The sequence below is a fragment of the Mycobacterium sp. OTB74 genome (genome assembly GCF_029892685.1).
In the GTDB taxonomy this organism is placed as follows: Bacteria; Actinomycetota; Actinomycetes; order Mycobacteriales; family Mycobacteriaceae; genus Mycobacterium.
The window spans coordinates 42,910-65,537 of sequence record NZ_JARXVD010000002.1; the positions used below are offsets into that span (position 1 = coordinate 42,910).

At 65.9% G+C, this 22,628-nt stretch carries 25 protein-coding genes; 9 read left to right on the top strand and 16 right to left on the bottom strand.

The window, feature by feature from the left end; translation table 11 throughout:
- The first annotated feature begins 20 nt into the window (after positions 1-20).
- Positions 21-722 carry a response regulator transcription factor gene (locus M2432_RS03305; protein ID WP_280825341.1) on the top strand — a complete coding sequence of 234 codons (702 nt, stop codon included), beginning with the start codon at positions 21-23 and terminating at the stop codon, positions 720-722.
- Positions 723-885: 163 nt separating this feature from the next.
- On the opposite strand, the gene M2432_RS03310 is transcribed toward M2432_RS03305, so the two are convergent.
- A complete protein-coding gene (locus M2432_RS03310) occupies positions 886-1,890 on the bottom strand; it encodes an OmpA family protein (RefSeq protein WP_280825342.1) in 1,005 nt (334 codons plus the stop codon).
- Positions 1,891-2,025: 135 nt separating this feature from the next.
- Entirely contained in the window at positions 2,026-2,391 is a 366-nt protein-coding gene (locus tag M2432_RS03315; RefSeq protein ID WP_280825343.1) for an FKBP-type peptidyl-prolyl cis-trans isomerase, read from the bottom strand.
- A gap of 31 nt (positions 2,392-2,422) precedes the next feature.
- Here M2432_RS03315 and M2432_RS03320 point away from each other — a divergent pair, with 31 nt between their 5' ends.
- Complete coding sequence (locus M2432_RS03320; RefSeq protein WP_280825344.1) at positions 2,423-3,961, top strand: NAD(P)/FAD-dependent oxidoreductase; 1,539 nt, start codon at positions 2,423-2,425, stop codon at positions 3,959-3,961.
- 2 nt (positions 3,962-3,963) lie between these two features.
- Here the strand turns inward: M2432_RS03320 and M2432_RS03325 are convergent, their stop codons facing one another.
- The 5 genes from M2432_RS03325 to pdxH form a co-directional block, all read right to left on the bottom strand.
- A complete protein-coding gene (locus M2432_RS03325) occupies positions 3,964-4,383 on the bottom strand; it encodes a MarR family transcriptional regulator (protein WP_280825345.1) in 420 nt (139 codons plus the stop codon).
- On the bottom strand, positions 4,373-5,821 hold the full coding sequence (locus M2432_RS03330) for an MFS transporter (protein WP_280825346.1): 1,449 nt from the start codon (positions 5,819-5,821) through the stop codon (positions 4,373-4,375). Before M2432_RS03330 ends, M2432_RS03325 begins: the two co-directional genes overlap by 11 nt.
- A 153-nt stretch (positions 5,822-5,974) precedes the next feature.
- Positions 5,975-7,264 carry a citrate synthase gene (locus tag M2432_RS03335; RefSeq protein WP_280825347.1) on the bottom strand — a complete coding sequence of 430 codons (1,290 nt, stop codon included), beginning with the start codon at positions 7,262-7,264 and terminating at the stop codon, positions 5,975-5,977.
- Positions 7,265-7,383: 119 nt separating this feature from the next.
- Positions 7,384-8,655 carry an MFS transporter gene (locus M2432_RS03340; RefSeq protein WP_280825348.1) on the bottom strand — a complete coding sequence of 424 codons (1,272 nt, stop codon included), beginning with the start codon at positions 8,653-8,655 and terminating at the stop codon, positions 7,384-7,386.
- 16 nt (positions 8,656-8,671) lie between these two features.
- Positions 8,672-9,337, bottom strand: coding sequence for a pyridoxamine 5'-phosphate oxidase (gene pdxH, locus M2432_RS03345; RefSeq protein ID WP_280825349.1), 666 nt, complete (start codon positions 9,335-9,337; stop codon positions 8,672-8,674).
- A gap of 140 nt (positions 9,338-9,477) precedes the next feature.
- Between pdxH and M2432_RS03350 the strand changes: the two genes are divergently transcribed.
- Positions 9,478-9,927, top strand: a complete 450-nt coding sequence (locus M2432_RS03350) for a VOC family protein (RefSeq protein ID WP_280825350.1) — start codon at positions 9,478-9,480, stop codon at positions 9,925-9,927.
- A 107-nt stretch (positions 9,928-10,034) separates the two neighbouring features.
- Here M2432_RS03350 and M2432_RS03355 read toward each other — a convergent pair whose 3' ends face one another.
- Both M2432_RS03355 and M2432_RS03360 read right to left on the bottom strand, forming a co-directional pair.
- Positions 10,035-11,705: a 4Fe-4S binding protein gene (locus tag M2432_RS03355; protein ID WP_280825351.1), complete on the bottom strand. Its 1,671-nt coding sequence runs from the start codon at positions 11,703-11,705 to the stop codon at positions 10,035-10,037.
- A 15-nt stretch (positions 11,706-11,720) separates the two neighbouring features.
- A complete protein-coding gene (locus M2432_RS03360; protein ID WP_280825352.1) occupies positions 11,721-12,737 on the bottom strand; it encodes a diiron oxygenase in 1,017 nt (338 codons plus the stop codon).
- Between the two features lie 208 nt (positions 12,738-12,945).
- Here M2432_RS03360 and serC point away from each other — a divergent pair, with 208 nt between their 5' ends.
- Positions 12,946-14,052 (top strand): phosphoserine transaminase, encoded by a 1,107-nt coding sequence (gene serC, locus M2432_RS03365; RefSeq protein WP_280825353.1) that lies wholly within the window; start codon positions 12,946-12,948, stop codon positions 14,050-14,052.
- Between the two features lie 134 nt (positions 14,053-14,186).
- On the top strand, positions 14,187-15,101 hold the full coding sequence (gene sepH, locus M2432_RS03370) for a septation protein SepH (RefSeq protein ID WP_280825354.1): 915 nt from the start codon (positions 14,187-14,189) through the stop codon (positions 15,099-15,101).
- 18 nt (positions 15,102-15,119) lie between these two features.
- On the opposite strand, the gene M2432_RS03375 is transcribed toward sepH, so the two are convergent.
- Genes M2432_RS03375 through M2432_RS03385 form a run of 3 tightly spaced genes read right to left on the bottom strand, consistent with a single transcriptional unit; the run spans position 15,120 to position 16,672 of the window.
- Positions 15,120-15,383 carry a DUF2537 domain-containing protein gene (locus tag M2432_RS03375; RefSeq protein WP_280825355.1) on the bottom strand — a complete coding sequence of 88 codons (264 nt, stop codon included), beginning with the start codon at positions 15,381-15,383 and terminating at the stop codon, positions 15,120-15,122.
- Positions 15,384-15,392: 9 nt separating this feature from the next.
- On the bottom strand, positions 15,393-16,217 hold the full coding sequence (locus tag M2432_RS03380) for an RNA methyltransferase (RefSeq protein ID WP_280825728.1): 825 nt from the start codon (positions 16,215-16,217) through the stop codon (positions 15,393-15,395).
- Positions 16,218-16,240: 23 nt separating this feature from the next.
- The gene (locus M2432_RS03385; protein WP_280825356.1) at positions 16,241-16,672 is read right to left on the bottom strand and encodes a MarR family transcriptional regulator; all 432 of its coding nucleotides are present in this window, start codon (positions 16,670-16,672) and stop codon (positions 16,241-16,243) included.
- A gap of 41 nt (positions 16,673-16,713) precedes the next feature.
- On the opposite strand from M2432_RS03385, the gene M2432_RS03390 reads away from it, so the two are divergent.
- Together M2432_RS03390 and M2432_RS03395 are read left to right on the top strand one after the other, a co-directional pair.
- Entirely contained in the window at positions 16,714-16,980 is a 267-nt protein-coding gene (locus M2432_RS03390) for a DUF2530 domain-containing protein (RefSeq protein ID WP_280825357.1), read from the top strand.
- A 9-nt stretch (positions 16,981-16,989) separates the two neighbouring features.
- On the top strand, positions 16,990-17,451 hold the full coding sequence (locus M2432_RS03395) for an SRPBCC family protein (RefSeq protein ID WP_280825358.1): 462 nt from the start codon (positions 16,990-16,992) through the stop codon (positions 17,449-17,451).
- Between the two features lie 77 nt (positions 17,452-17,528).
- Here the strand turns inward: M2432_RS03395 and M2432_RS03400 are convergent, their stop codons facing one another.
- Positions 17,529-18,227: a DUF3027 domain-containing protein gene (locus M2432_RS03400; protein WP_280825729.1), complete on the bottom strand. Its 699-nt coding sequence runs from the start codon at positions 18,225-18,227 to the stop codon at positions 17,529-17,531.
- A 361-nt stretch (positions 18,228-18,588) separates the two neighbouring features.
- Here M2432_RS03400 and M2432_RS03405 point away from each other — a divergent pair, with 361 nt between their 5' ends.
- Together M2432_RS03405 and M2432_RS03410 are read left to right on the top strand one after the other, a co-directional pair.
- The gene (locus M2432_RS03405) at positions 18,589-20,286 is read left to right on the top strand and encodes an MFS transporter (protein WP_280825359.1); all 1,698 of its coding nucleotides are present in this window, start codon (positions 18,589-18,591) and stop codon (positions 20,284-20,286) included.
- Entirely contained in the window at positions 20,283-20,777 is a 495-nt protein-coding gene (locus M2432_RS03410; RefSeq protein WP_280825360.1) for a DUF2771 domain-containing protein, read from the top strand. The genes M2432_RS03405 and M2432_RS03410 overlap by 4 nt, the downstream gene beginning before the upstream one ends.
- A gap of 98 nt (positions 20,778-20,875) precedes the next feature.
- Here M2432_RS03410 and M2432_RS03415 read toward each other — a convergent pair whose 3' ends face one another.
- The 3 genes from M2432_RS03415 to M2432_RS03425 form a co-directional block, all read right to left on the bottom strand.
- Positions 20,876-21,313, bottom strand: a complete 438-nt coding sequence (locus tag M2432_RS03415) for a helix-turn-helix transcriptional regulator (protein WP_280825361.1) — start codon at positions 21,311-21,313, stop codon at positions 20,876-20,878.
- A 104-nt stretch (positions 21,314-21,417) separates the two neighbouring features.
- Positions 21,418-21,870: a hypothetical protein gene (locus tag M2432_RS03420; protein ID WP_280825362.1), complete on the bottom strand. Its 453-nt coding sequence runs from the start codon at positions 21,868-21,870 to the stop codon at positions 21,418-21,420.
- Positions 21,871-22,195: 325 nt separating this feature from the next.
- A complete protein-coding gene (locus M2432_RS03425; RefSeq protein ID WP_280825363.1) occupies positions 22,196-22,606 on the bottom strand; it encodes a cold-shock protein in 411 nt (136 codons plus the stop codon).
- Between the last annotated feature and the right edge of the window lie 22 nt (positions 22,607-22,628).

A 22,628-nucleotide genomic window follows, 5' to 3' on the forward strand; every position in this document is an offset into this window, starting at 1 on the left:
CTATCGGGCAAGATGGCGTTATGGATAGCGGCAGTTCCTCTCCCCGCCTGCTGGTAGTCGACGACGACCCGGACGTCCTGGCGTCCCTGGAACGCGGGTTGCGGCTGTCCGGCTTCGACGTGTCCACCGCGGTCGACGGTGCCGAAGCACTGCGCAGCGCCACCGAATTTCGGCCGGACGCCATTGTGCTGGACATCAATATGCCTATATTGGACGGCGTCAGCGTAGTCACCGCGCTGCGCGCCATGGACAACGACGTCCCGGTGTGCGTGCTGTCGGCCCGCAGCTCGGTTGACGACCGAGTCGCCGGACTGGAGGCCGGAGCCGACGACTACCTGGTAAAGCCGTTCGTACTGGCCGAGCTGGTAGCCCGGGTCAAGGCGCTGCTGCGTCGCCGCGGCGCAACGGCGACTTTCTCCTCTGAGACCATCCAGGTCGGACCACTGGAGGTCGACATCCCGGGCCGCCGGGCCCGGGTCAACGGCGCCGACGTGGACCTGACCAAGCGCGAATTCGACCTGCTGGCCGTCCTGGCCGAGCACAAGACCGCGGTGCTGTCCCGGGCCCAACTGCTGGAACTGGTCTGGGGCTATGACTTCGCCGCCGACACCAACGTGGTGGACGTGTTCATCGGCTACCTGCGCCGCAAGCTGGAGGCCAACGGGGCGCCGCGGCTGTTGCACACCGTCCGCGGTGTGGGGTTTGTGCTCAGGCAGCAATAGGTCTCCCTTGGCCTGCCACTCGTGCGGTCGCACCGAAGTGGCCGACACTCTCCCACCGGCACCGCTGGTCCGGAGTGGTCAAGTTTCCTTGACGTCAAGGGAAGTTAACCACTCCAAATCGCAAGTGCCATAAGGCCGGCCGACTCGCCAGACAATCAACGGGTCAGTGTGTGGTGATCTCGACCCGACGGTTCTGCGCCCGGCCTGTCGGCGTGTCGTTACTGGCGACCGGATTGGCCGACCCGGCGCCGCGCGATGTCACGTGGTCGATCCGCACGCCATCGGAAACAAGAAGAGCAGCAACGGATTTAGCGCGCGAGGCGCTCAGGCTCAGATTCGCCGCGGCACTGCCGACATTGTCGGTGTAGCCGACCACGCTCACTGATACCGCCGGGCAGGCCTCAATCTTGCCGGCAACCTGCGCCAGCTCCTGGCGAGAATCGGCGGTCAGTTCAGAACCACCGGTGAGGAAACTGATCGGGGTGCGCAATGTCCCGGTGATGTCTGACTGCAGCGTCGCGCAGTGATTCGAACCGGCCGCGGCCGCTGCGCTCGGTGGGGTTGCCCCCGTGGGCGGCGGTGCCGGACCACCCAGCGCCGGAATCTGAATGTTGTTGGCCAACTTTGTGTTCGGGAATGCCAGGCTGGCTGCTTCCTGCACCTGGGAGGCAACCTCCAGCGTCGGCGCAGTGCCCACCAGCGTGAGCGTGTCGCCGCTGAGAGACAGGCTGAAATCCGGAATGGAATCCGCCGCCGAGAGCACCCCACCGATTGCCGAAAGGTCCGGTGCCGATACCCCCTCGACCACGTTCAACTGGTCGACGACATTGGCGTTGATCCACTGGGCCTTGACGGCGGAGTCCAGCACCGACTTCGAGATGCTGTCAGGGACGTTGCCAGAAAGGGTGAAGGTGTCACCGTCACGGGTTATCCCCAACTCCGCCGCATTCGCGCCCTGGGTTCTGGGCCCTGGCGTCGGGACCGGGACGGTGGTCGTCTCCGTGCCGCGCCTGCCCTCGGCATCGGCCGCAGGGCCGCTGTCACCGCGACCGAACGCTGTCCAGCCGACCGCAGCGAGAACCAAAGCCACCAAAACCAGCACCAGCAGCCAACGGTGCCCACCGAACTGGCGGATGAAGCCGGCGGTGGGTGCATCGGATTTCGGCATGTAGACCTCCCTGCCCGGCCGCTAGTGGCCCGAGAAGCAGTTCGAGCCTAGAGCCGACCGGGTCGGGTACCGCACGTTGGCGCCACAACACGCCGCAGTGGCCCGCACAGGGCCACTGGGTGGGTCAGGAATCGGTCAGCGCACGCCGAGCAGGTCGATCACGAAGATCAGCGTCTTGCCGCCCAGCCGGTGCCCCGACCCCGCCGGTCCATAGGCCTGAGAGGGCGGGATGGTCAGCTTGCGCCGCCCACCGACCCGCATGCCGGGGATACCGTCCTGCCAACCCTGGATCAAGCCACGCAGCGGGAACTCGATGGTCTCGCCGCGGTTCCAGGAGCTGTCGAACTCTTCACCGGTGTCGTACTCGACACCCACATAGTGCACCGTCACGTTGCCGCCGGGCACGGCCTCCGGGCCGTCTCCGACGATCACGTCCTCGATGACGAGGTCGGCCGGCGCGGGGCCGTCGGGAAATTCGATCTCAGGTTTTGTGTTAGCCACGAACCCCACCGTAGTCCGGCAGACTGACCGGGTGGACGAGAACCACACGACTTACGACGCCGTCATCGTCGGAGGCGGCCACAACGCGCTGGTGGCCGGCGCTTACCTGGCCAGGGCCGGTCGACGGGTGCGGGTGTTGGAGCGTCTTGGACACATCGGCGGAGCGGCAGTCTCGGCCCATGCATTCGCCGGGGTGGAGGCTCGGCTGTCACGCTATTCGTACCTGGTGAGCCTGTTGCCCCGACGGATCACCGAAGACCTGGGCGTACGAATCCGGTTGGCACACCGCAGATATTCGTCTTACACGCCGGACCCGGCGACCGGCGGGAGCACCGGGCTGCTGATCGGTCCGCACAGCACATTCGATTCGATCGGCGCCGGCGCAGATGCCGGCGGGTTCGCCGAGTTCTACCGGCGCATGCATCTGGTCACCGACCGACTGTGGCCGACGCTTCTCGAGCCGCTGCGCACCAGAAGCCAAGTCCGCCAACATGTTCTGCCTTCAGACCCGATTACCGCCGACACCTGGCAGGCACTGACGGAACGACCCGTGTCGGCGGCAGTCACCGCGGCCGTCGACAACGATCTGGTCCGCGGCGTCATCGCCACCGACGCACTGATCGGCACCTTCGCTCGCAGTGATGACCCGTCGCTGATCCAGAACATCTGCCTGCTGTACCACCTGATCGGCGGTGACTGGGAAGTCCCGATCGGTGGCATGGGCGCGGTAACCGGCGCGCTGGCAGGCGCCGCCACCAGCTTCGGCGTCGAAATAACCACCGACGCAGAGGTTTACGCCGTAGATCCGGACGGCGAAGTGCGCTACCGCTGTCTCGATGAGGAACACCGGGTGCACGGACGGTACATCCTGTCCGGGGTGACGCCGGCAACGCTGGCCGGACTGCTCGGGGAGGCGGGCCCGCGGACCGAACCCGGAGCCCAGGTGAAGGTCAACATGATGCTGCGTCGCCTACCCCGGTTACGGGACGAAAACGTCACTGCTGAAGAGGCTTTCGGTGGCACGTTCCACATCAATGAGCGGCTCAGCCAGCTCGACGCAGCGTACGACGCCGCGGCAGGCGGACTGATGCCGGACCCATTGCCGTGCGAAATCTATTGCCACTCACTGACCGACCCCACTATTCTGTCCAGACGTCTGCAGGAGTCCGGCGCCCAGACGCTGACGGTCTTCGGCCTGCATACGCCACACACGTTGCCTGCCAGCCGTGACGAATACACTGCAGCGGTCCTGGCATCGCTGAATTCTGTTCTGGCCGAACCGATCGAGGACGTTTTGCTCACCGACGCAACCGGCGCGCCGTGTATCGAGACCAAGACGACTGCAGACCTGGAAGCCGCCCTGGGCATGACAGCGGGCAACATTTTCCACGGCGCCTTGCAATGGCCGTTCACCGAGGACGACGCTCCGCTGGACACTCCCGCCCAGCGCTGGGGTGTGGCCACTGACCACGATCGAATTCTGTTGTGCGGATCAGGAGCTCGGCGGGGTGGTGCGGTGTCGGGTATCGGTGGGCACAACGCTGCGATGGCGGTACTGGCGGGCGCTTGAGGCTACTTGCCGCGAACCTTGGCCAAGATGGCCTGCAGTGCATCGAGTTCGTCGGCATCAAGTACGTCGAACGCCGCCGGCGCCGGGTCGTCGGCCTGATCGATGCGATCAATCATCACCCGGCCCGCGTAAGTCAGGGACACCAGCTTGCACCGCCGATTCGCCGGATCCGTTTCTCGCGCAACCAGTCCGCGTTCCTCGAGGTCGTTGATCACCACCGTGGTGGCCGGCGCATCCATCGCGGTGGCCTCGGCCAGTTGTTTGGCGGTCATCGGCCGGATCGCCACCCGGCGCAGAATTCGAACTCGACTGAACGGCAACCCGGACTGTTCCACCACGGTGCGCTTCCAGCCGTCACGGTGCTCGAAGACCACTGCGGCCATGGCCTGCCACGCCTTGTCGGCCAACGGGTTACCTGACATCGACCAGCTCCCGCTTACCTTCCACCAGCGGTGCCAGCCGCTGTGCCGAGGCCAACGCCCGCGGAGACGTCGAGACCAAGCCCAGAATCGTGATGGTCACCCCCACGCCAACGCACACCCACCACATCGGCGTCGTGTTCGCCGCGAAATCGACTCCACCACCGACCAATGCCGGCCCGGCCAGCGAACCACACAGGGCCACACCGATGCTCACGCCCACTTGCCGACTGGTCGAGGTGACCGCCGCCGCGGCCCCGGCTCGATCCACCGGCATGCCGCTGACCGCAGCGTTGGTCACCGGAGCGTTCATCATCGCGAAGCCTATGCCGAACACCGCGAAGATCAGTAGCACCCGCCACAGCGGAGTGGTTGCGGTGAGCGTGGTCAACATGGCCGCGGCGGTAGCCATCAGCACGCCCGCGGTGACCAGCGACGGACGCGAGCCATACCGGCCCACGATCCGTCCGGACAGCGGCGAGAACACCAGCGCACCGATGGCAATCGGCAGATAGATCAGGCCGGTGTGCATCGCCGAGAAATGCCGCTCGTTCTGCAGGTAGAACGACATGAGGAACAGGAAGGCGCCCCAGGCCGTCAGCGCCGTGACCGCGGTCAAAGTGGCTGCCGCGAACGGGATGCTGCGGAAGAAGCGCAGGTCGATGAAAGGATCCTCGCGGCGCCGCTCGTAGCGCAGGAACGCCACGAAGGCCACCGCAGCCAGCGCGGCAACGGCCACGGTCCGCGGGTGCGTCCACCCCATGCCGGGCCCCTCGATCAGGGTGAACACCAGGCTGAACAGGAACGTCACCGCGAGGCCCTGGCCGATGGGATCGATGTTGCGCATGGTGGCCGACTTGGACTCCGGGACGAACAGCGCGGTCAGCACGATCGCGGCCACACAGATCGGCAGGTTGATCCAGAACACCGCGCGCCAGCCGACCGACTGGATCAGTAGCCCACCGACAGTCGGGCCCAGCGCCATCGAAATGCCGACCACGGCGCCCCAGAATCCGAGCGCCCGAGCCCGTTCCACCCGGCCCGTGAACACCTGCGAAATGATCGACAGCGCAACAGGATTGAGCATCGAGCCGCCGATACCCTGGACCAGGCGGGCGCCGATCAGAAGTTCGATACTGGGCGCCAGACTGCACAGCAGCGACCCGAAGGCGAACACCACCAACCCGATCTGGAACACGCGCCGACGGCCGAATCGATCACCGGCGGCCCCGGAGAGCATGAGAAGCGATGCCAGCACCAGTGTGTAGACGTCCACCACCCACTGCATCTGGTTGGTCGAGGCGTCGAGGTCTGCGCGGATGGACGGGATCGCGACATTGACGATGGTGGCATCCATCGACACGATCAGCAGGCTCAGGCAGCAGGAGATCAGGATGATCGTCTTTCGCCGTCGACTGAACGCACCGATAGTTGCTTTCACCTAACTATTGTGAAACTACAACTATCCCTCGAGCAACGTCGACCAGGGTGACGTTGCTGACAGTCAGCGCACATTGAGCGGCACAAGCGACGCGGAATTGCACACCAAACCCAGCGTGTCTCGGTACAGACACGCCCGCTCGCGGGGGAAAGGTTAGGGGTAGTTGCGCTCGGTGTAGCCGGTGTAGACCTGGCGCGGACGGCCGATCTTGGTGCTCGGGTCGGCGCTCATCTCGCGCCAGTGCGCGATCCAGCCCGGCAGCCGGCCCAGCGCGAACAGCACGGTGAACATCCGGGTCGGGAAGCCCATGGCCCGGTAGATGACGCCCGTGTAGTAGTCCACATTCGGGTAGAGCTTGCGCTCGATGAAGAAGTCGTCGGTGAGGGCGATCTCTTCCAGCGACTTGGCGATGTCGAGCAGCTCGTCGTCGCCGCCGATCTTGCCGAGGATCTTGTCGGCCTGCTCCTTGACGATGCGCGCACGCGGGTCGTAGTTCTTGTAGACCCGGTGACCGAAGCCCATGAGCTTCACGCCGTCCTCGCGGTTCTTCACCTTCTTGACGAAGTCGCGCACATCGCTGTGCTCGCTGCGAATCTTCTCCAGCATCTCCAGCACGGCCTGGTTGGCGCCACCGTGCAGCGGGCCCCACAGTGCGTTGATGCCACCGGAGATGGAGGTGAACAGGTTGGCCTGCGACGAACCCACCAGACGCACCGTCGAGGTCGAGCAGTTCTGCTCGTGGTCGGCGTGCAGGATGAACAGCATGTCCAGCGCCCGGACGATCTCCGGGTCCACCTCATAGGGCTCGGCCGGCAGGCCGAACGTCATGCGCAGGAAGTTCTCGACCAGGTTCAGCGAGTTGTCCGGGTACAGGAACGGCTGGCCTACCGACTTCTTGTACGCGTAGGCCGCGATGGTGGGCAGCTTGGCCAGCAGCCGGATGGTCGACAGCTCGACCTGCTGGGGATCCTTGGGGTCCAGCGAGTCCTGGTAGTAGGCGCTCAGTGCGTTGGCTGCCGAGGACAGCACCGGCATGGGGTGCGCGTTGCGCGGGAAGCCGTCGAAGAACCGCTTGAGGTCCTCGTGCAGCAGGGTGTGCCGCTGAATCTTGGTGGTGAACTCACCCAACTGCTCGGCCGTGGGCAGCTCGCCATAGATCAGCAGGTAGCTGACCTCGATGAAGGTCGACTTCTCGGCCAGCTGCTCGATGGGGTAGCCGCGGTAGCGCAGGATGCCGGCATCGCCGTCGATGTAGGTGATGGCGCTCTTGGTCGACGCGGTGTTGACGAACCCGCCGTCGTACGTGGTGTAGCCGGTCTTGGCCAACAACGAGCCCAGCTCGATGGCATTCGAACCCTCGGTGGCATGCACGATGTTCAAATCGAGCTCCCCTCCGGGATACCGGAGGGTGGCGATGTCGTCAGTGCTGGAGGCGTCGGCCACTAGAACCCCTTCTGCGGTCGTCGACACGGGATCGACAGGAGAAACGTCCGGTTGTAGACGGTAGTCGCTAGCACAATCGCGCGCTTGCGGGGGTTGGGTTAGACGCATTGAACCTGCCGTCAGGGGCGCGTGACCTGGTACCGGACGAACGCCGGCACCACTATTACCGAGATCAGCACACCAATCACCACCAGGGCGCCACCGCCTGCTGCGGCCGCCGTCGTGCCCATAATCGCCGCCGCCGCGCCGTGCACCGCATCGGCGATGCGCGGTCCGCCCGCCACCACCACAGTGAAGACGCCCTGCAGGCGCCCGCGCATCTCGTCGGTGGCCGCCTCCTGCAGGATGGTCGACCGGAATGCCGCCGACACCATGTCGGCCGCACCACCAATAGCCAAGAACGCCAACGCAATCCACATAGTGCCGCGGGCACGCCCGGCGGAGTGCCCGGCGGCCAGGCCGAACCCGGTCATCGCCAAGCCCCACACCACAATGGCGATCACCACGGCCAATCCCTGCCGCCGCACCCGCGACAGCCAACCCGAGAACACCCCGCCGGCCACCGCACCCACCGACATCGCAGCCGAAAGCAACGCAATGGCCGTGCCGCCCTCCACCGGCCCGTCGAAGTTCTGGTGGGCCATTTGCGGGAACAGCGCCCGCGGCATGCCCAGGATCATTGCGATCAGGTCGACCACGAACGACATCAGCACGACTCGGTTGCCGGCCAGATAGCTGAAGCCGTCGAGCACCGCGGCCCAACCCCAGCGGGAACCGTCCGAATCCGCCGACGGTTCCGGCGGCATCGGCGCCAACCGCAGCGTCGCCCAGATCGGCGCCAGACAGGTGATGGCGTCGACCAGATACAACGTCGACAGGTCCACCCAGCGCAGCAGCACACCGGCCAGCAGCGGCCCGATGATGGCCCCGGCCTGGGTGACCGTCATGCTCAGCGAATTGGCCGCGGGAAGCTGTTCGGCCGGCAGCATCCGCGGAATGGCCGCCGAGCGGGTCGGTGAGTTGATCGCGTAGAACGCCTGCTGCACCGCCAGCAGGCACAGCACCAGCCATACGTTGTTGAACGCCAGCGCGGCCTGCGCCCACAGCAGCACCGAAGACAACGCCAGCCCTACCGACGCGATGATCAGCAGCAACCGACGGTCCATCGCGTCGGCCCAGGCGCCGCCCCACAGGCCGAACACGATCAGTGGCACCACGCCGAAGATGCCCGCCAGCCCCACGTACGCCGAGCTCTGGGTCAGGGCGTACAGCTGCACCGGCACCGCGAAGATGGTCAGGTTCGCGCCGATGACGGTCGGGATGCCGGCCGTCCACAAGCGGCGGAAATCTCTGCTGCGTAGCGGTGCGGTGTCGGCTATCAGCTTTCGCATGTCACCGCTGGATGGGTCACGGCTGTAGACGTTCGATTCGCCCGATCGCCGGTGTCACCCGGATGCGGTTGTGCACCCGGTTCTCTCGGCCCTGCCAGAACTCGACCACCTCGGGCGCGATCAGGTACCCACCCCAGTTCGGTGGTACCGGAACCTCGTCGTGGTCGGCGAATCGCGCGGTGACGTCATCGAGCTGACCCAGCAGCACCGCCCGCGACTCGATGGGCCGGGACTGCAGCGATGCCCACGCTCCCAGTTGCGATCCGCGCGGCCGCTTGGCCCAGTAGGCCGCGGTGTCCTGCGCAGAGACTTTGGTCACGGCACCACGCACATGGATCTGCCGGCCCAGCAGGTACCAGGGGAAGGTGACCGAGGCGTAAGGCGTGGCGGCCAACTGCTCCCCCTTGTCCGAGTCGTAGTTGGTATAGAACGCCACCCCGGTCTGGTCGACCGCCTTGCACAGCACCGAGCGGGTCGTCGGGTGGCCTTGCGCATCGACCGTGCCCAGCACCATGGCATTGGGTTCGGCCACCCCGGCCCGCTCCGCGTCGGCCAGCCAGTCCCGGAAAAGCGCCAGCCAGCCGCGGTCCAGCCAGTCGATGTCCAGGTCGGCGCTGCCGTCCTTCTCCGAGCCGTACTCGGCCCGCATGTGGGCCAGGAATTCGCTGCTTTCGGGGGCCATGGAGCCTGACGCTACCGCGCAAGGTTGCGACGGGACCGACGGCCATCTCGCGTCAGCTTTTTTGTCACCGATGAGAAGTAGCGTGGGGAAGAGTCAGATCAATTGACCCGATTTACCCGATGCGTATCAAGGAGAAACTCATGACCGAATCACCGACGTACCTTGCCCCGCACCTGGTCGTCGACAACGCCGCGGCCGCAATCGACTTCTACGTCAAGGCATTTGGCGCCACTGAGCTCGGCCGCGTGCCCGGACCGGACGGACGGCTGATCCACGCCGCCCTGAACATCAACGGCGCGAATGTCTTCCTGGTCGATGATTTCCCCGAGATGTGTGGCGGCAAGTCGCAGACCCCGAAGGCCCTCGGCGGCACCCCGGTCACCATCCACTTGCAGGTGGCCGATGTAGACGCGGCATTCGCCCGTGCCATCGAGGCCGGCGCCACCGAATTGGCCCCCGTGAGCGACATGTTCTGGGGTGACCGCTACGGCTCTCTGGCGGACCCGTTCGGCCACCAGTGGTCGCTGGGGCAGACCGTGCGTGAGGTCAGCCCGGATGAGATGGCTGCTGCACTGGCAGCGATGAAGTAGTGATTTGGGCGCGCTCCGTACCGCTCAGCGTGACGGAGTCGATTTGCCGCGCTCCTCAACGCGGCTCGTGCCTCGCCGCTTGATCGTCACACGGCGGCGCGCCCAAATCATATGAACGACGCGAGAAGGCGTTGCCGCAGTGTGGGTTTCGGTGCGGTCGACGCCACGGCCACCATGTCGGCCACGTCGATGAACTTGTCCCGTGGCCGGTCGGCTCCACCGCGCGCGATCTCCGCCGCGTCGATGGCCTGCCAGCCCACCATGTCCACCGCTTCCGGACGTCGGGTTTGGATCAACTGCTGCAGCGACTTCGCACTCGGCTCACGGAGCCGCCCGGCGTTGTAGTCGTCCACCAGCCGGTCGACGGTGTGAGCCGCGCACGACTTGTTGGTGCCGATGAAGCCGGTCGGTCCGCGCTTGATCCAGCCGGCCACGTAACTGCCCTGGACGGGCCTGCCGGTGGCCGGGTCGACGACACGGCCCACGTCGTTGGGCACAACGCCAGCGGCGTCATCGAACGGCAGGTCGGCAATTGCCTTGCCGTGGTAGCCGATCGAGGTCAGCACCAGACCGGCGTCGAGCTGACGTACCTCGTCGCTGCCGGCCACGGTGAACTCGATACCGGTGACCTTCTCCTCGCCGAGCACCCGCGCTGGGGTCAGCTGGTAGGCGAGCCGGATTCGCGGGCGGGTTGCCGGGGCCGAGCTGTCACCGAGCTTGGTCAGGATCTCGAGCTTGCCGCGGGTCAGCGCGTCCGACACGGTTACCAGGTCGCGCTGGACCAATTCGTGGTCGGCAGCGTCCAGCACCACGTCGCACGTCGAGGTCAGGCCGATCAGCTCGGGCAGGGTGAAGGCCGAGTGGATGGGACCGCGCCGCGCGACGATCACCACTTCACGCACCTTCGAACTGCGCAATGCGTCCAGTGCGTGATCGGAGATGTCGGTGCGGGCCAGCGCATCTGGATCAGTGACCAGGATGCGCGCGACGTCCAACGCCACGTTGCCGTTGCCGATGATCACCGCTCGCTGGTGGCTCAGATCGACTGGCAGATAGGAGAATTCGGGATGCCCGTTGTACCAGGCGACCACCTCGGTGGCCGTGCCGGTGCCGGGCAGGTCCATGCCGTCGATGGTCAGCCGCTTGTCGTTCGGCGCACCCACCGCGTAGAGCACCGCGTGGTGGTGCTGCAGCAACTCGGCGTGCGTGATGTCCCGTCCCACCTCGACGTTGAGGTAGAAGCTGAAGCCGCGACGCTCGGTGATCTGATCGAACAGCCGGGTCACGCCCTTGGTGCTCTGGTGGTCCGGCGCAACGCCGGCACGCACCAGGCCGTACGGCGTCGGCAGCTTCTCGAACACGTTGACCCGAACCCCGCGCTGCGTCAGCAGCTCGTCGGCGGCGTACATTGCCGCCGGACCGGATCCGACGATGGCCACCCGTAGTGGCCCGTTCGGCCGGCGGTCAATCGCCGGCGCATCCGGCACCGGAGCCAGCTTGGACGTCGGCGGCAGCTTGCCCTCGACCTTCGGGTAGAAGGCCGCATTGAGCTCGATGAAGGGCAGCTGCGCCTCGGTCAGCTTGGTGTCCGGCTTGATGGCCCCGACCGGGCAGGCCGTGATGCAGGCACCACAGTCCACGCAGGCAGCGGGATCGATGAAGAGCATTTCGGCGGTAGCGAACCCCGGCTCGTCCGGGGACGGGTGAATACAGTTCACCGGGCATGCGAAAACGCAGGACCCATCGCTACAGCACGACTGTGTAATGACGTGCGGCATAAGTGAATTCCAGGATCAGGCGGCGACCACGACGTGCTGACGCTGCGGCTCGCTGCGGTACCGGCTGGGCGGGCCATCGATCTTGCAGATTTTCCACATGATCTTGGCGATCGGGTTCATCAGACCGGTGTCGTAAGACAACATCCGGACATCGGAGAACATGTTGCGCAGGAACATCCGGGACTCGGGAGCGTCGAAGAACAGCTCGTCGCGCACCGACTGCGGGATGTCGAACGTCTTCCAGAACGCCCGCGGCGGCACCACGATGGCTGAGCACAGGACCCGCATGGTGACCGGCACGAACAGTGACAGCCAGAACTTCTTCCAGCGAGTCAGTTCCGGAACGCGCTTGTGCAGGTACTCGTGTGCGAAGGAGATGTGCCGGGCCTCTTCGGCCACGTGGATCGCCATCACGCGCTCCATGATCGGGTGCAGTTGCCGGCCCTCGCGCAGGATGTTCTTCTGGGTGTGGTCGATGGGCTCCTCGCCGGCCAGCACGCCGAAGAAGAACGGGATCGGAGCCGGGCCCGCGGCCAGCGGAATCAGCGGCTGCAGCCACTTGAGCAGTCGCGGCATGCCCGGGACGTCAACGCCCATGCGGTTGACCATCTCCTGGAACATCAGGGTGTGGTTGCACTCCTCGACGGACTCGTGCAGGCAGTAGCGGTACTCCGGTGAACCGTTGGGCACCCAGAATGAGTACTCCATCAGGCCACGGATCAGGATGTTCTCGAAATGCAGACCGACCTTGGCGACGTTGGCCTGACGCCAGATGCCGATCTCGATCTGCTTGTCCTTGGGCTGAGCCTGGTACCACGTGTGCCCACCGAGCGGGTCGGTGTCCGGCAGAATCCAACGCTCGTCGTTGGGCACGACCGCGAACTCCGGGGAATCCCACTCGATGTCGACATACGGGTTGAAGTTGCGCCGCACAGACCCCTCGGACAGCGTGGCAAGCTTCTCTACGTAGACCTTGTCGTCAAGCACGTCCATGTTCCGGCGCCAGCGACGAATCATGCGGGTACGAGCCATTTCAAGCCTCCCAGGGCTATGGTGCGAGCTTTACATCGAGCCGTTCTGTGTCGAAACGGTACCGCAGGTATCACCTTCAAACCAGGGCTGCTAGCTCACAGCTTTATACCCGTTGTGTGGCAGATCACACCTACCGGCTTGCGAGATCAGGCCGACCTGCCCGACCTCCCCAAACAAACCGTTTCGACCTGCAACTACGCTAAAGGTCATGGCTGAACTCACCATCCCCGCCGACATCAAGCCCGCCGACGGACGATTCGGCTGCGGACCGTCCAAAGTGCGCCCCGAGCAGCTGGCCACGCTGGCCGCCTCCGGCCACCTGTTCGGCACCTCGCACCGCCAGGCCCCGATCAAGAACCTGGTCGGCCGAGTTCGGGACGGCGTGCGTCAGTTGTTCAACACCCCCGAGGGTTATGAGGTCATCCTCGGCAACGGCGGCTCCACCGCGTTCTGGGACGCCGCTGCTTTCGGCCTGGTCGACAAGCGCTCGCTGCACCTGACCTACGGCGAGTTCAGCAGCAAGTTCGCCTCCTGCGTCGCCAAGAACCCGTTCGTCGGCGACCCGATCGTGATCAAGGCGGACGCCGGCAGCGCTCCGCCGGTGCAGTCCGACCCCGGCGTCGACGTCGTGGCCTGGGCCCACAACGAGACCTCGACCGGTGTCGCGGTGCCAGTGCAGCGCCCGGCCGGTGATGCACTGGTGGTCATCGACGCCACCTCGGCCGCCGGCGGCCTGCCGGTCGACATCGCCGACACCGACGCCTACTACTTCGCCCCGCAGAAGAACTTCGCCTCCGACGGTGGCCTGTGGATTGCGGTCATGAGCCCGGCCGCACTGGCGCGCGTCGAACAGATCGCGGCGACCGACCGCTGGGTGCCCGACTTCCTGTCGCTGCCCATCGCGGTCGACAACAGCCTGAAGAACCAGACCTACAACACCCCGGCCATAGGCACGCTGATCCTGCTGGCCGAGCAGCTGGACTGGCTCAACGGCAACGGCGGTCTGGACTGGGCCGTCAAGCGCACCGCAGACTCGTCGCAGCGGCTGTACTCGTGGGCCGAGGCGTCGTCGTTCGCCACCCCGTTCGTCACCGACCCGGCATTGCGCTCGCAGGTGGTCGGCACGATCGACTTCAACGATGACGTGGATGCCGCTGCGGTGGCAAAGGTGTTGCGCGCCAACGGAATTGTCGACACCGAGCCGTATCGCAAGCTGGGTCGTAACCAGCTACGGATGGCCATGTTCCCGGCCGTCGACCCCGATGACGTCAGCGCTCTGACCGCATGCGTGGACTGGGTCGTCGAGAACATCTGAAGACTCGAACACAGCTCTGAGCACCGGGGTTTCGGCGCGTCCCGAAGACGGCGCCCGAACCCCGGTGTGTCAGCACGATTACGACCCGACAACGCAGTAGGGTGATCCGTTAAGCCGCGCCTAGGAGGTCACCAATGAGGGAACTCAAGGTCGTCGGACTCGACGACGACGGAACCCGCATCATCTGCGAAACCGTCGACACCGCAGAGAAATTCGTGGTACGCGTCGATGAACGCCTCAAGGCAGCCGTCCGCGGTGACCGGGCCATCAGCAACCAGACCCGGATCGACGTGGAGCTCCCGGGCTCGCTGCGCCCCCGTGACATTCAGGCCCGGGTCCGGGCAGGCGCCTCGGTGGAACAACTTGCCGCAGCCTCCGGAGCCAGCCCGGAGCGCATCATGCGCTTCGCTCACCCGGTGCTCCTGGAGCGCTCCCGTGCTGCCGAGCTGGCCACCGCCTCGCATCCGATGCTGGACGACGGTCCGTCGGTGCTCACGCTGCTTGAGACAGTGACCGGGGCTTTGATCTCCCGCGGGCTCGACCCCGACACCACCAAGTGGGACGCCTGGCGCAATGAGGACAGCCGCTGGACGGTGCAGTTGGCGTGGAAGGCCGGCCGGTCGGACAACGTGGCGCACTTCCGGTTCAGCCCCGGTGCGCACGGCGGCATCTGCACCGCTTTCGACGAGTCCGCAGTCGAATTGATCGACCCCAACTACACCCGGCCGGCATTGCGGTCGGTGGCGCCCATCGCCCAGCTGCATTTCGAAGTAGCCGAGGTCCTGGTGCCTGCCCCCATGCAAGTGCCCGCTCCCCTGCCGGCCCCGGCCCCCGAGCCGGCACCAGTTGTCGCGATGCCGCCGACCATCACTCCTCGGACCCCGATGCCCGAACCGGTTGAGCCGGTCGCCTCTGAGCCCGTTGAAGACGAGGCACCCGAAGTAGCAGCACCCGAACCCGTCGCGGCGCCGCGCTCTCGCAAGCGCAAGCCCGAAATCCCCGCTTGGGAAGACGTCCTGCTCGGGGTGCGCGCCAACGGCCAGCGCTGACCAACTGCGCCGCTGCGGCTAGCTGACAGCTAGCGTCGCCAGCCAACCGATTGCCACGCCAACGCCGCAGCCCAATGCGTACCAGCGCCATACCGGACGTGCACGCCAGCCCCACACCGTGGGCGCCAGACCACCGACCGCAATCAGGTTGAGAGTGATTGCCAGCAGCGGGTGCACACGGATCAAGCCCAAGCTGAGCACGACGATCGCCACGGCCGTGAATGCCGCCACAAATGCCGCGACCGTGAGGCCTGTCCCCCACGGGGTCTCGGTGCCCGTCATCCGGCCAATCTAACCCGTCGTGCTGGACCGCTCGTAGAACGCGAGCGCCGCCGCGGTGGCCACGTTCAGCGAGTCGGTGCCTCGCGACATCGGAATGCGGGCCCGCACGTCGCACGCCCGCATGGTGCGTTCGGTCAGCCCCGGCCCCTCGGCCCCGACCAGCACCGCCACCTTCTCCCCGGACAACGGGCCCAACGCCCGCGCCAGCGGCACCGAACCGGCGCCGGGCGTCATCGCAACTAGACGAAAACCCTTGTCCTTCAACAACTTCAAGTCATCCGGCCAGGACGCCGCGCGGGCGTACGGCACCAGCAGGGCATGCCCCATCGACACCCGCACCGCGCGCCGGTACAGCGGGTCAGCGCAGCCCGCGCCGAACACCACCGCGTCGACGTTGAGCCCAGCTGCGTTACGGAAGATCGAGCCCAGGTTCTCGTGATCATTGACGCCCTCGAGAACCGCGACCGTCCGGGCCCCGGCGAGGACGTCCGGAATCGACAGCTCTGCAGGCCGCCGGGCTGCTGCCAGCACACCTCGGTTGAGGTGAAAACCCACCACCTCGGCCATCACCTCAGCGCTGGCCCGGTAGTACGGTGCCGGACAGCCGACCAGGTCTGCGGCCAACTCGGTCAATCGGCGATCGGTCCCCAGAAATGCCCGCGGGGTGAACCGCGACGCCAGCATCCGCTGTGCCACCAGCACACCCTCGGCGATCACCAGACCCTTGCCGCTGGGCAGGTCCGGACGACGATCGACGCTGTTCAGGTCTCGGAAGTCATCCAGTCGCGGATCCGCGGGGTCGTACACATCGTGAACGTTGAGGTCGGGGGCCACGCCGTCCTTGGTGTCCGTACGCGTCACGGGCTCTCGTCGATGATGGCGAACATCAGGTCTGCGGCCTTCAACAACGTCTCGCGATCGGTCGGGGTCAGCTCATCAAGCCGCTGCTGCAACCATTCCCGACTGGCCCGCCGTTCCGCCTCGAACAACTCTGCGCCGGCCGGGGACACCTGTACCAGCACCTGACGACCGTCAGCAGGGTGCGCACTACGCGCCACAAAACCCAGGTCGACCAACGACGCGATGACCCGCGTCATCGACGGCGGCCGAACCCGCTCCCGGACGGCGAGCGCACCTGGCGTCATCGCCCCTTCTTTGGCCAGCGTGGCCAACGCAGACAACTGCGTCAGCGACACCGGGGAATCCGGACGACGGAAGCGAAGCTGCCGCGCCAGCCGCATAACGGCCAGCGACAGGTCGTTGGCCAAGCGTTCATCCACGTCCGTCACGACCAGATAGCGTACCGATCAATCGACTAGGTTTGACGACGATGGCTGCCACAACACCGGATCCTCCCGAACCGCCGGCGCTACCGGACCGCCTGATGGCGCCCTGGCCCATGATCCTGACGATCGCGGCGGGCTGGCTGGTGGCCCTCACTCTCGCCTTCACCGTGCCTGCACTGCACAGCTGGAGACCGACGACCATCGCCGGACTCGGCGTCGGCGTGCTGGGCACATCTATATTTCTTTGGCAGCGCAGCGCGGCGCGCCGGGGCTCCCGGGGTGCACAGCGCGGACTAGTGCCCGACGATTAGGAGACATCAATGGCTGGCGAAGCACCCCTGCTCCAAGCGGACATCATCATCAACGCACCAGCGGAAAAGATCTGGGCGCTGCTGACCGACCTCGGGAACATGCCCAAGTGGAGCCCGCAGTGCCGGGTGATGAAGGCGTTCAGTCCGGTCGAGGTCGGCACCAAGACCTACAACCTGAACCGTCGCGGCCTGCTCTTCTGGCCCACCACCAGCACCATCACCGTGCTCGACCCGAACCGCGCCTTCGCATTCCGGGTCAACGACAACTTCACCGAGTGGAGCTACGAGCTGGAGCCCGCGGGCGAGGGCAGCACCAAGGTGACCGAGAGCCGCAAGGCCCCCAACGGCGTCAAGCCGATCTCCGGCAAGTTGGTGGACCGGTTCATGGGTGGTGTGCCCAACTTCGAGAAGGAACTGGTCGACGGCATGCAGACCTCGCTGGGCCGCATCAAGACTGCCGCCGAAAGCTGACCCTCAGACCACCGAGATCGACGATCGGGCCGGAATTACTCGCCCTTTGCAGCCCGTTCGTCTGTTTGGGCGGGAAGTCAGCCCGGGTCGAGGACGCCGTCGTCGAACGGCTCGTACATCGGGGAACCGATCGGGTCCGGCGGCGGAGTATCCGAATGCGCCCCACAGCCGTACTCGCCTGACACCACCCGCCCATCGGCCGACAACTCGTTGGCGCATACGCCGAACAGCGAACCCAGCGATCCCGACAGCGGCACGTAGAAAGCGCAACCCCGGCAGGTCCGGCGGGTCGCGCGGGCCATCGCCGAGCCTGGCCCGAAATCTCCGTCATGCCAACGCTGCGCGGCATCAGCGCGGCCCAAGGCACTGAGCACCTGACGACGTCCAAAACCGATCTCGGCGGCGACCTCGTCCACCTCGTCATCGCCCGAGAGCAAGTAGCCGGGCACCAGCCGCGGATCGTCAGCCGGCGGGGCCAGCAGATCGCCGGGACTGAGGTCACCGGGCTGAACGCGCTCGTGCCACGGCACCCACTGCGGGGCCAGCAGCGAATCAGGACCCGGAACCAGGACCACTTCACTGACCGTGGTGTGGTCGGCTCCCGGGTAGGTGGCCACCACCACTGCCCACTGCCAGCCCTGATAGCCCGACATCGAGGCATGGAACCGGTGGGTGGCCGAGGCCGCGTCATCGAACGTGGCGCCCAGGTAGTCGCCGACGACACCCTCGCCGCTGAATTCGACGATTGCGGCACGCGCCTGCTCGACGGCGGCCATCAGGATCGGCGAAAGATCCGGCTGCTCGGCAGGCACGACGTCAGCCGCCTCGGTCTCGACTTCAGCGGTCACGACATCGGCAGTCTCGGCAGCCTCAGTCTCGACAACGTCAGTCTCGGGCGTGACCTCGACTGGCGCAGTCTCGTGCTCCGGCTCGAGCTGCGCGGCGGTGCCGCTATCGAGTTCAGCGGCAGGCACCTCAGCCGGCGCCGTTGTAGGCGTCGGTTCCTCCGGCGCAGACCCTGCCGATTCGGTGTCAGTGGGCGTGTCCATCACCGTCAATACTGCCTGACCACCCTGGGCCGAGGCCACACCGGCCACCTGCAGACGACTGTCACTGCCATGGGGAACAATCGTCGTCATGAGCGGGCCGCGGGATTCAGGATGGGAGGAAGAATCCCGCTACTTTCCGCCGCGCCCACCCCGCAACGGTGCCGACGAGCATCCCGGAATGGCCAATTACCCGAGTGATCCGGCCGCCACGCACCGCCGCTCGCGCCGTCTCTCCAGCGACAATCGCTGGCTCCCGCCACTGCATCACGATCACGACGCGGATCGTCGGAGCCGTCGTCAGGAGCCAGACGAAGACGCTCCTTCAGGCCGCGCCCCGGACGCCGAGAAGATCACGGTCACCAAAGCCGCAGCGCAGCGCAGTCGCGAGATGGGCTCCAAGATGTACGGCCTGGTGCAACGGGCTGCCACTGCCGACGGAGCCGACAAATCCGGCCTGACCGCCTTGACCTGGCCGGTGGTGGCCAACAACGCGCTCGACGCGGCCATGGGCGTGGCACTTGCCAACACGCTGTTCTTCGCAGCCGCCGCAGGTGAATCCAAAAGCAAGGTGGCGCTGTACCTACTGATCACCATTGCCCCGTTCGCGGTGATCGCCCCGCTGATCGGGCCGGCGCTGGACCGCGTGCAGCAGGGCCGCCGGGTGGCACTCGCAGTGTCGTTCGCGCTGCGAACCGTTCTCGCGCTGGTGCTGATCGCCAACTACGACGGGGCCACCGGCAGCTATCCGCCCTGGGTGCTATACCCCTGCGCGCTCGGGATGATGGTGCTGTCCAAGTCGTTCAGCGTGCTGCGCAGTGCCATGACGCCACGCGTCCTGCCACCGTCCATCGACCTGGTACGGGTCAACTCCCGGCTCACCATGTTCGGTTTGTTGGGCGGTACCGGGTTGGGCGGCGGTGTGGCGGCTGCCTTCGAGTACACCTTCGGCCTCATGCATCTGCCGGGCGCGCTCTACGTCGTGGTCGCGGTGACCATTGCAGGCGCTGTGCTCACTATGCGCATCCCCAAATGGGTCGAAGTCACCGAAGGGGAAGTGCCCGCAACCCTGTCGTATCACTCCCCTACCGAACACATCCGGCAGCCGTCGGCCAAGGCCCGCTCGCCCCGACAACCGTTGGGACGCAACATCATCACCTCGCTGTGGGGGAACTGCACCATCAAGATCATGGTGGGCTTCCTGTTCCTGTACCCCGCCTTCGTCGCCAAGTCGCACGACGCGGGGGCCTGGGAACAGCTCAAGATTCTGGGGCTGATCGGCGCCGCTGCCGGCATCGGCAACTTCGGCGGGAACATCACCAGTGCCCGCCTCAAGCTCGGACGTCCGGCACAAGTTGTGGTGCGAGCAACGGTCATCGTCACCGCCGCCGCTATCGCCGCCGCCGTGACCGGCAATCTCTTGATGGCCGCGGTCACCACGCTGATCACCTCGGCGGCCACCGCCATCTCGAAGGCGTCGCTGGATGCCTCACTGCAGCAGGATCTGCCGGAAGAATCGCGCGCCTCAGGCTTCGGTCGTTCCGAATCGGTCCTACAGCTGGCGTGGGTGATCGGCGGCGCCATCGGTGTGCTGATCTATACCGATCTGTGGATCGGTTTCACCGCCGTCAGCGCGGCGTTGATACTGGGTCTCGCGCAGACGCTGGTGAGCTACAACGGCGACTCGCTGATTCCCGGTCTCGGCGGCAACCGGCCCGTACTCGCTGAAAAGGAAGGACCACGGCCCAATCCCGCGGCGACGCCCGGGTCCGGCTCAGGATGGATATGAAACGAGTTCTTGCACTACTGGCGGCGGCGGCCGTTGTCTCTGCGGCGGCCACCGGCGCGTTGGTGTGGAAGCTGACCCGCGACGGAGCCAACCGCGGCCCGCGCTACCCCGAGATCAGTGCATTCACCAACGGCCAGCTGACCCGGGTCGGCCCGTACCGGTACTGCCAGGTGCTCGACTTGGACAACTGCGACGTGCCCGCGAGCGTCGGCGAGCTGAATGTCAGTGCCCGGCACCCGATCCAGCTCTCGGTGCCGCAGGCGATCGGCCGCGCGCCGTGGGTGCTGTTGTTGGCGTACGAGGATGCCGGCACCGCGATCCGGGAGTTCCGGCCTGACACCAAACTGGCGGTGACCATTCCGACAGTCGACCCGCACCACGGCAAGCTGACCGGGTTGGCGGTGCAGCTGCCGACCCTGGTGCGCGACTCGGAGGGAAACGAGTTCCCGCTGCCCCATGCCGAGTGGTCCGTCCGAACCGTCTGGAACTAGCCCCTCAGACTGCCGAGTCCGTGTCTTGACCGGCTGGCACCCTTTCGCCTTCGCGCGTCGGTCGATACATGAGTGAGACCAGATGAACTCGACCCTGGCTAACTCTCCTCGGGCCAATATCCTTGCGACTCAAGGCCGTCGTCCGGGTCGTCCCAGCTGTCGTAGCGTCTTTCACGGGGTCGGATGATGCGGCGGCGCAGCTCCAACAACAGCTCCTCAGTGGAGGCACGGGCGAGAGCGTCCGCGGTGTAGGAGTGGTACCGAGGTTCGGGGCTGTCTCGGCGCAGCTTGACGACCATCTCTTTGGGTTCTCCGCCGGCCAGGATCGTGTCGATGCTTCCCGGTGCCCACCCAAGCTTGTTCTCCAGCATGGCGTAGGTGCCCGGACTGGCCTTGCGCACACCGTTCTCGATGTCGGAGAGGGTTCGCACCGTGAACTGCAGGCTGTTTGCGAAGTCAGTGCGGTTGCGGTAGCCCAGCGCGACGCGCCGGCTCACGATCTGGTGGCCCAGCCTTCTAAAAGCATCCTGGTCCATTAAGGCATGCTTACGCCCGACGAGCGGCGATGTCGAGCCGCCATGCCCATTTTTATCCGTATATTGTGTGAGACATATCCGTATTGTGCGCGAGATAACGGAAACTACTTCCGCGGCACCCCCGCCAGATCGGCCCTGACCTGGGTAATGGTGTCCCAGAACAGCTCCTCAACCTTCTCCCGAGACAACCCCGCCACCTCGACCCTGGGCACCCCGGTCAGTTCGCGGCGCACCACCTTGGCGTCAGGTAGCGAGTCGCCCGTCCACCATTCCTGACGAATTTCGAAGTCATCGAAGCGCTCACCCTCACGGGTGTGTCGGAGGTGACCACGGCGCTTGCTCACCGGTACTCGCGCCCACCACTGCGCCCGCCAGTACGGGCCGTCATAAGCCCCCGGCGGCGCACCGGCCTCCCACTCCTCGACGTGAACAGGCTCAACCGGCGCAATGCCGTTGTAGTCCTTCGCAAAACCGTATGCCTCGTCGCGATCGAGGTAGACCCGCTCGATGCGGTAGGTGTCACCGCTACCCGCAGTCACCACATACACCATCGCCATCGCCGCCTCCTACACCCACCACAACCGCCGGACCTCAGTGTTTCACCAACCGCACCGGCATGCCCGACAAAACGCCGATCACTTCGGCAACCGGCGTAACCGCGCGCCAGGACACGACCGAACTTCAGCTGCGCGAGGGAAAGCCAGGGAAAGCAGTTCCTGAATAGATGCGGAACGTATCGGTTTCCAGCCGCTGCAAAGCCGCCGAACCGTGGCTCTGGCACGCTGCAGCCCCGCTGCACTGTCGATAACCGCACTTCACTCAGCGGACCCGATCCACCGCGGGCTCATGACAGGTGTTCCGGCCCACGGCCGGCGTGCAACCTCAGGCGTCGAGTTCGCGCGCGACTGCCTTGACCACCTCGGACACCTTGCGGGCCGTCTTGCGGTCCGGGTACCGGCCACGACGCAGCTCGGACTGCACGGCATCCTCAAGGAGCGTGATCATGTCCGAGACCATGCCGTGCAGCTCGTCCGGAGTGTGCTTGTGCTCAGGAGCCGACGTCTCGCGGCGAGTGCGCGCCAGGCTTGGCGGCGGATCAATCAGCTTGAGGCTCAACGCCTGCGGGCCGCGACGGCCTGCCGCGACGCCGAACTCGACGCGCTGGCCTGCCTTGAGCCCTTCGACCCCAGCAGGCAATGCCGAAGACCGGACGTAGACGTCCTCGCCCTCTTCTTGAGAGAGGAAGCCGAAGCCCTTCTCGGTGTCATACCACTTAACCCGGCCGGTCGGCACTGGTCTCACCTGCTCGTTCTCA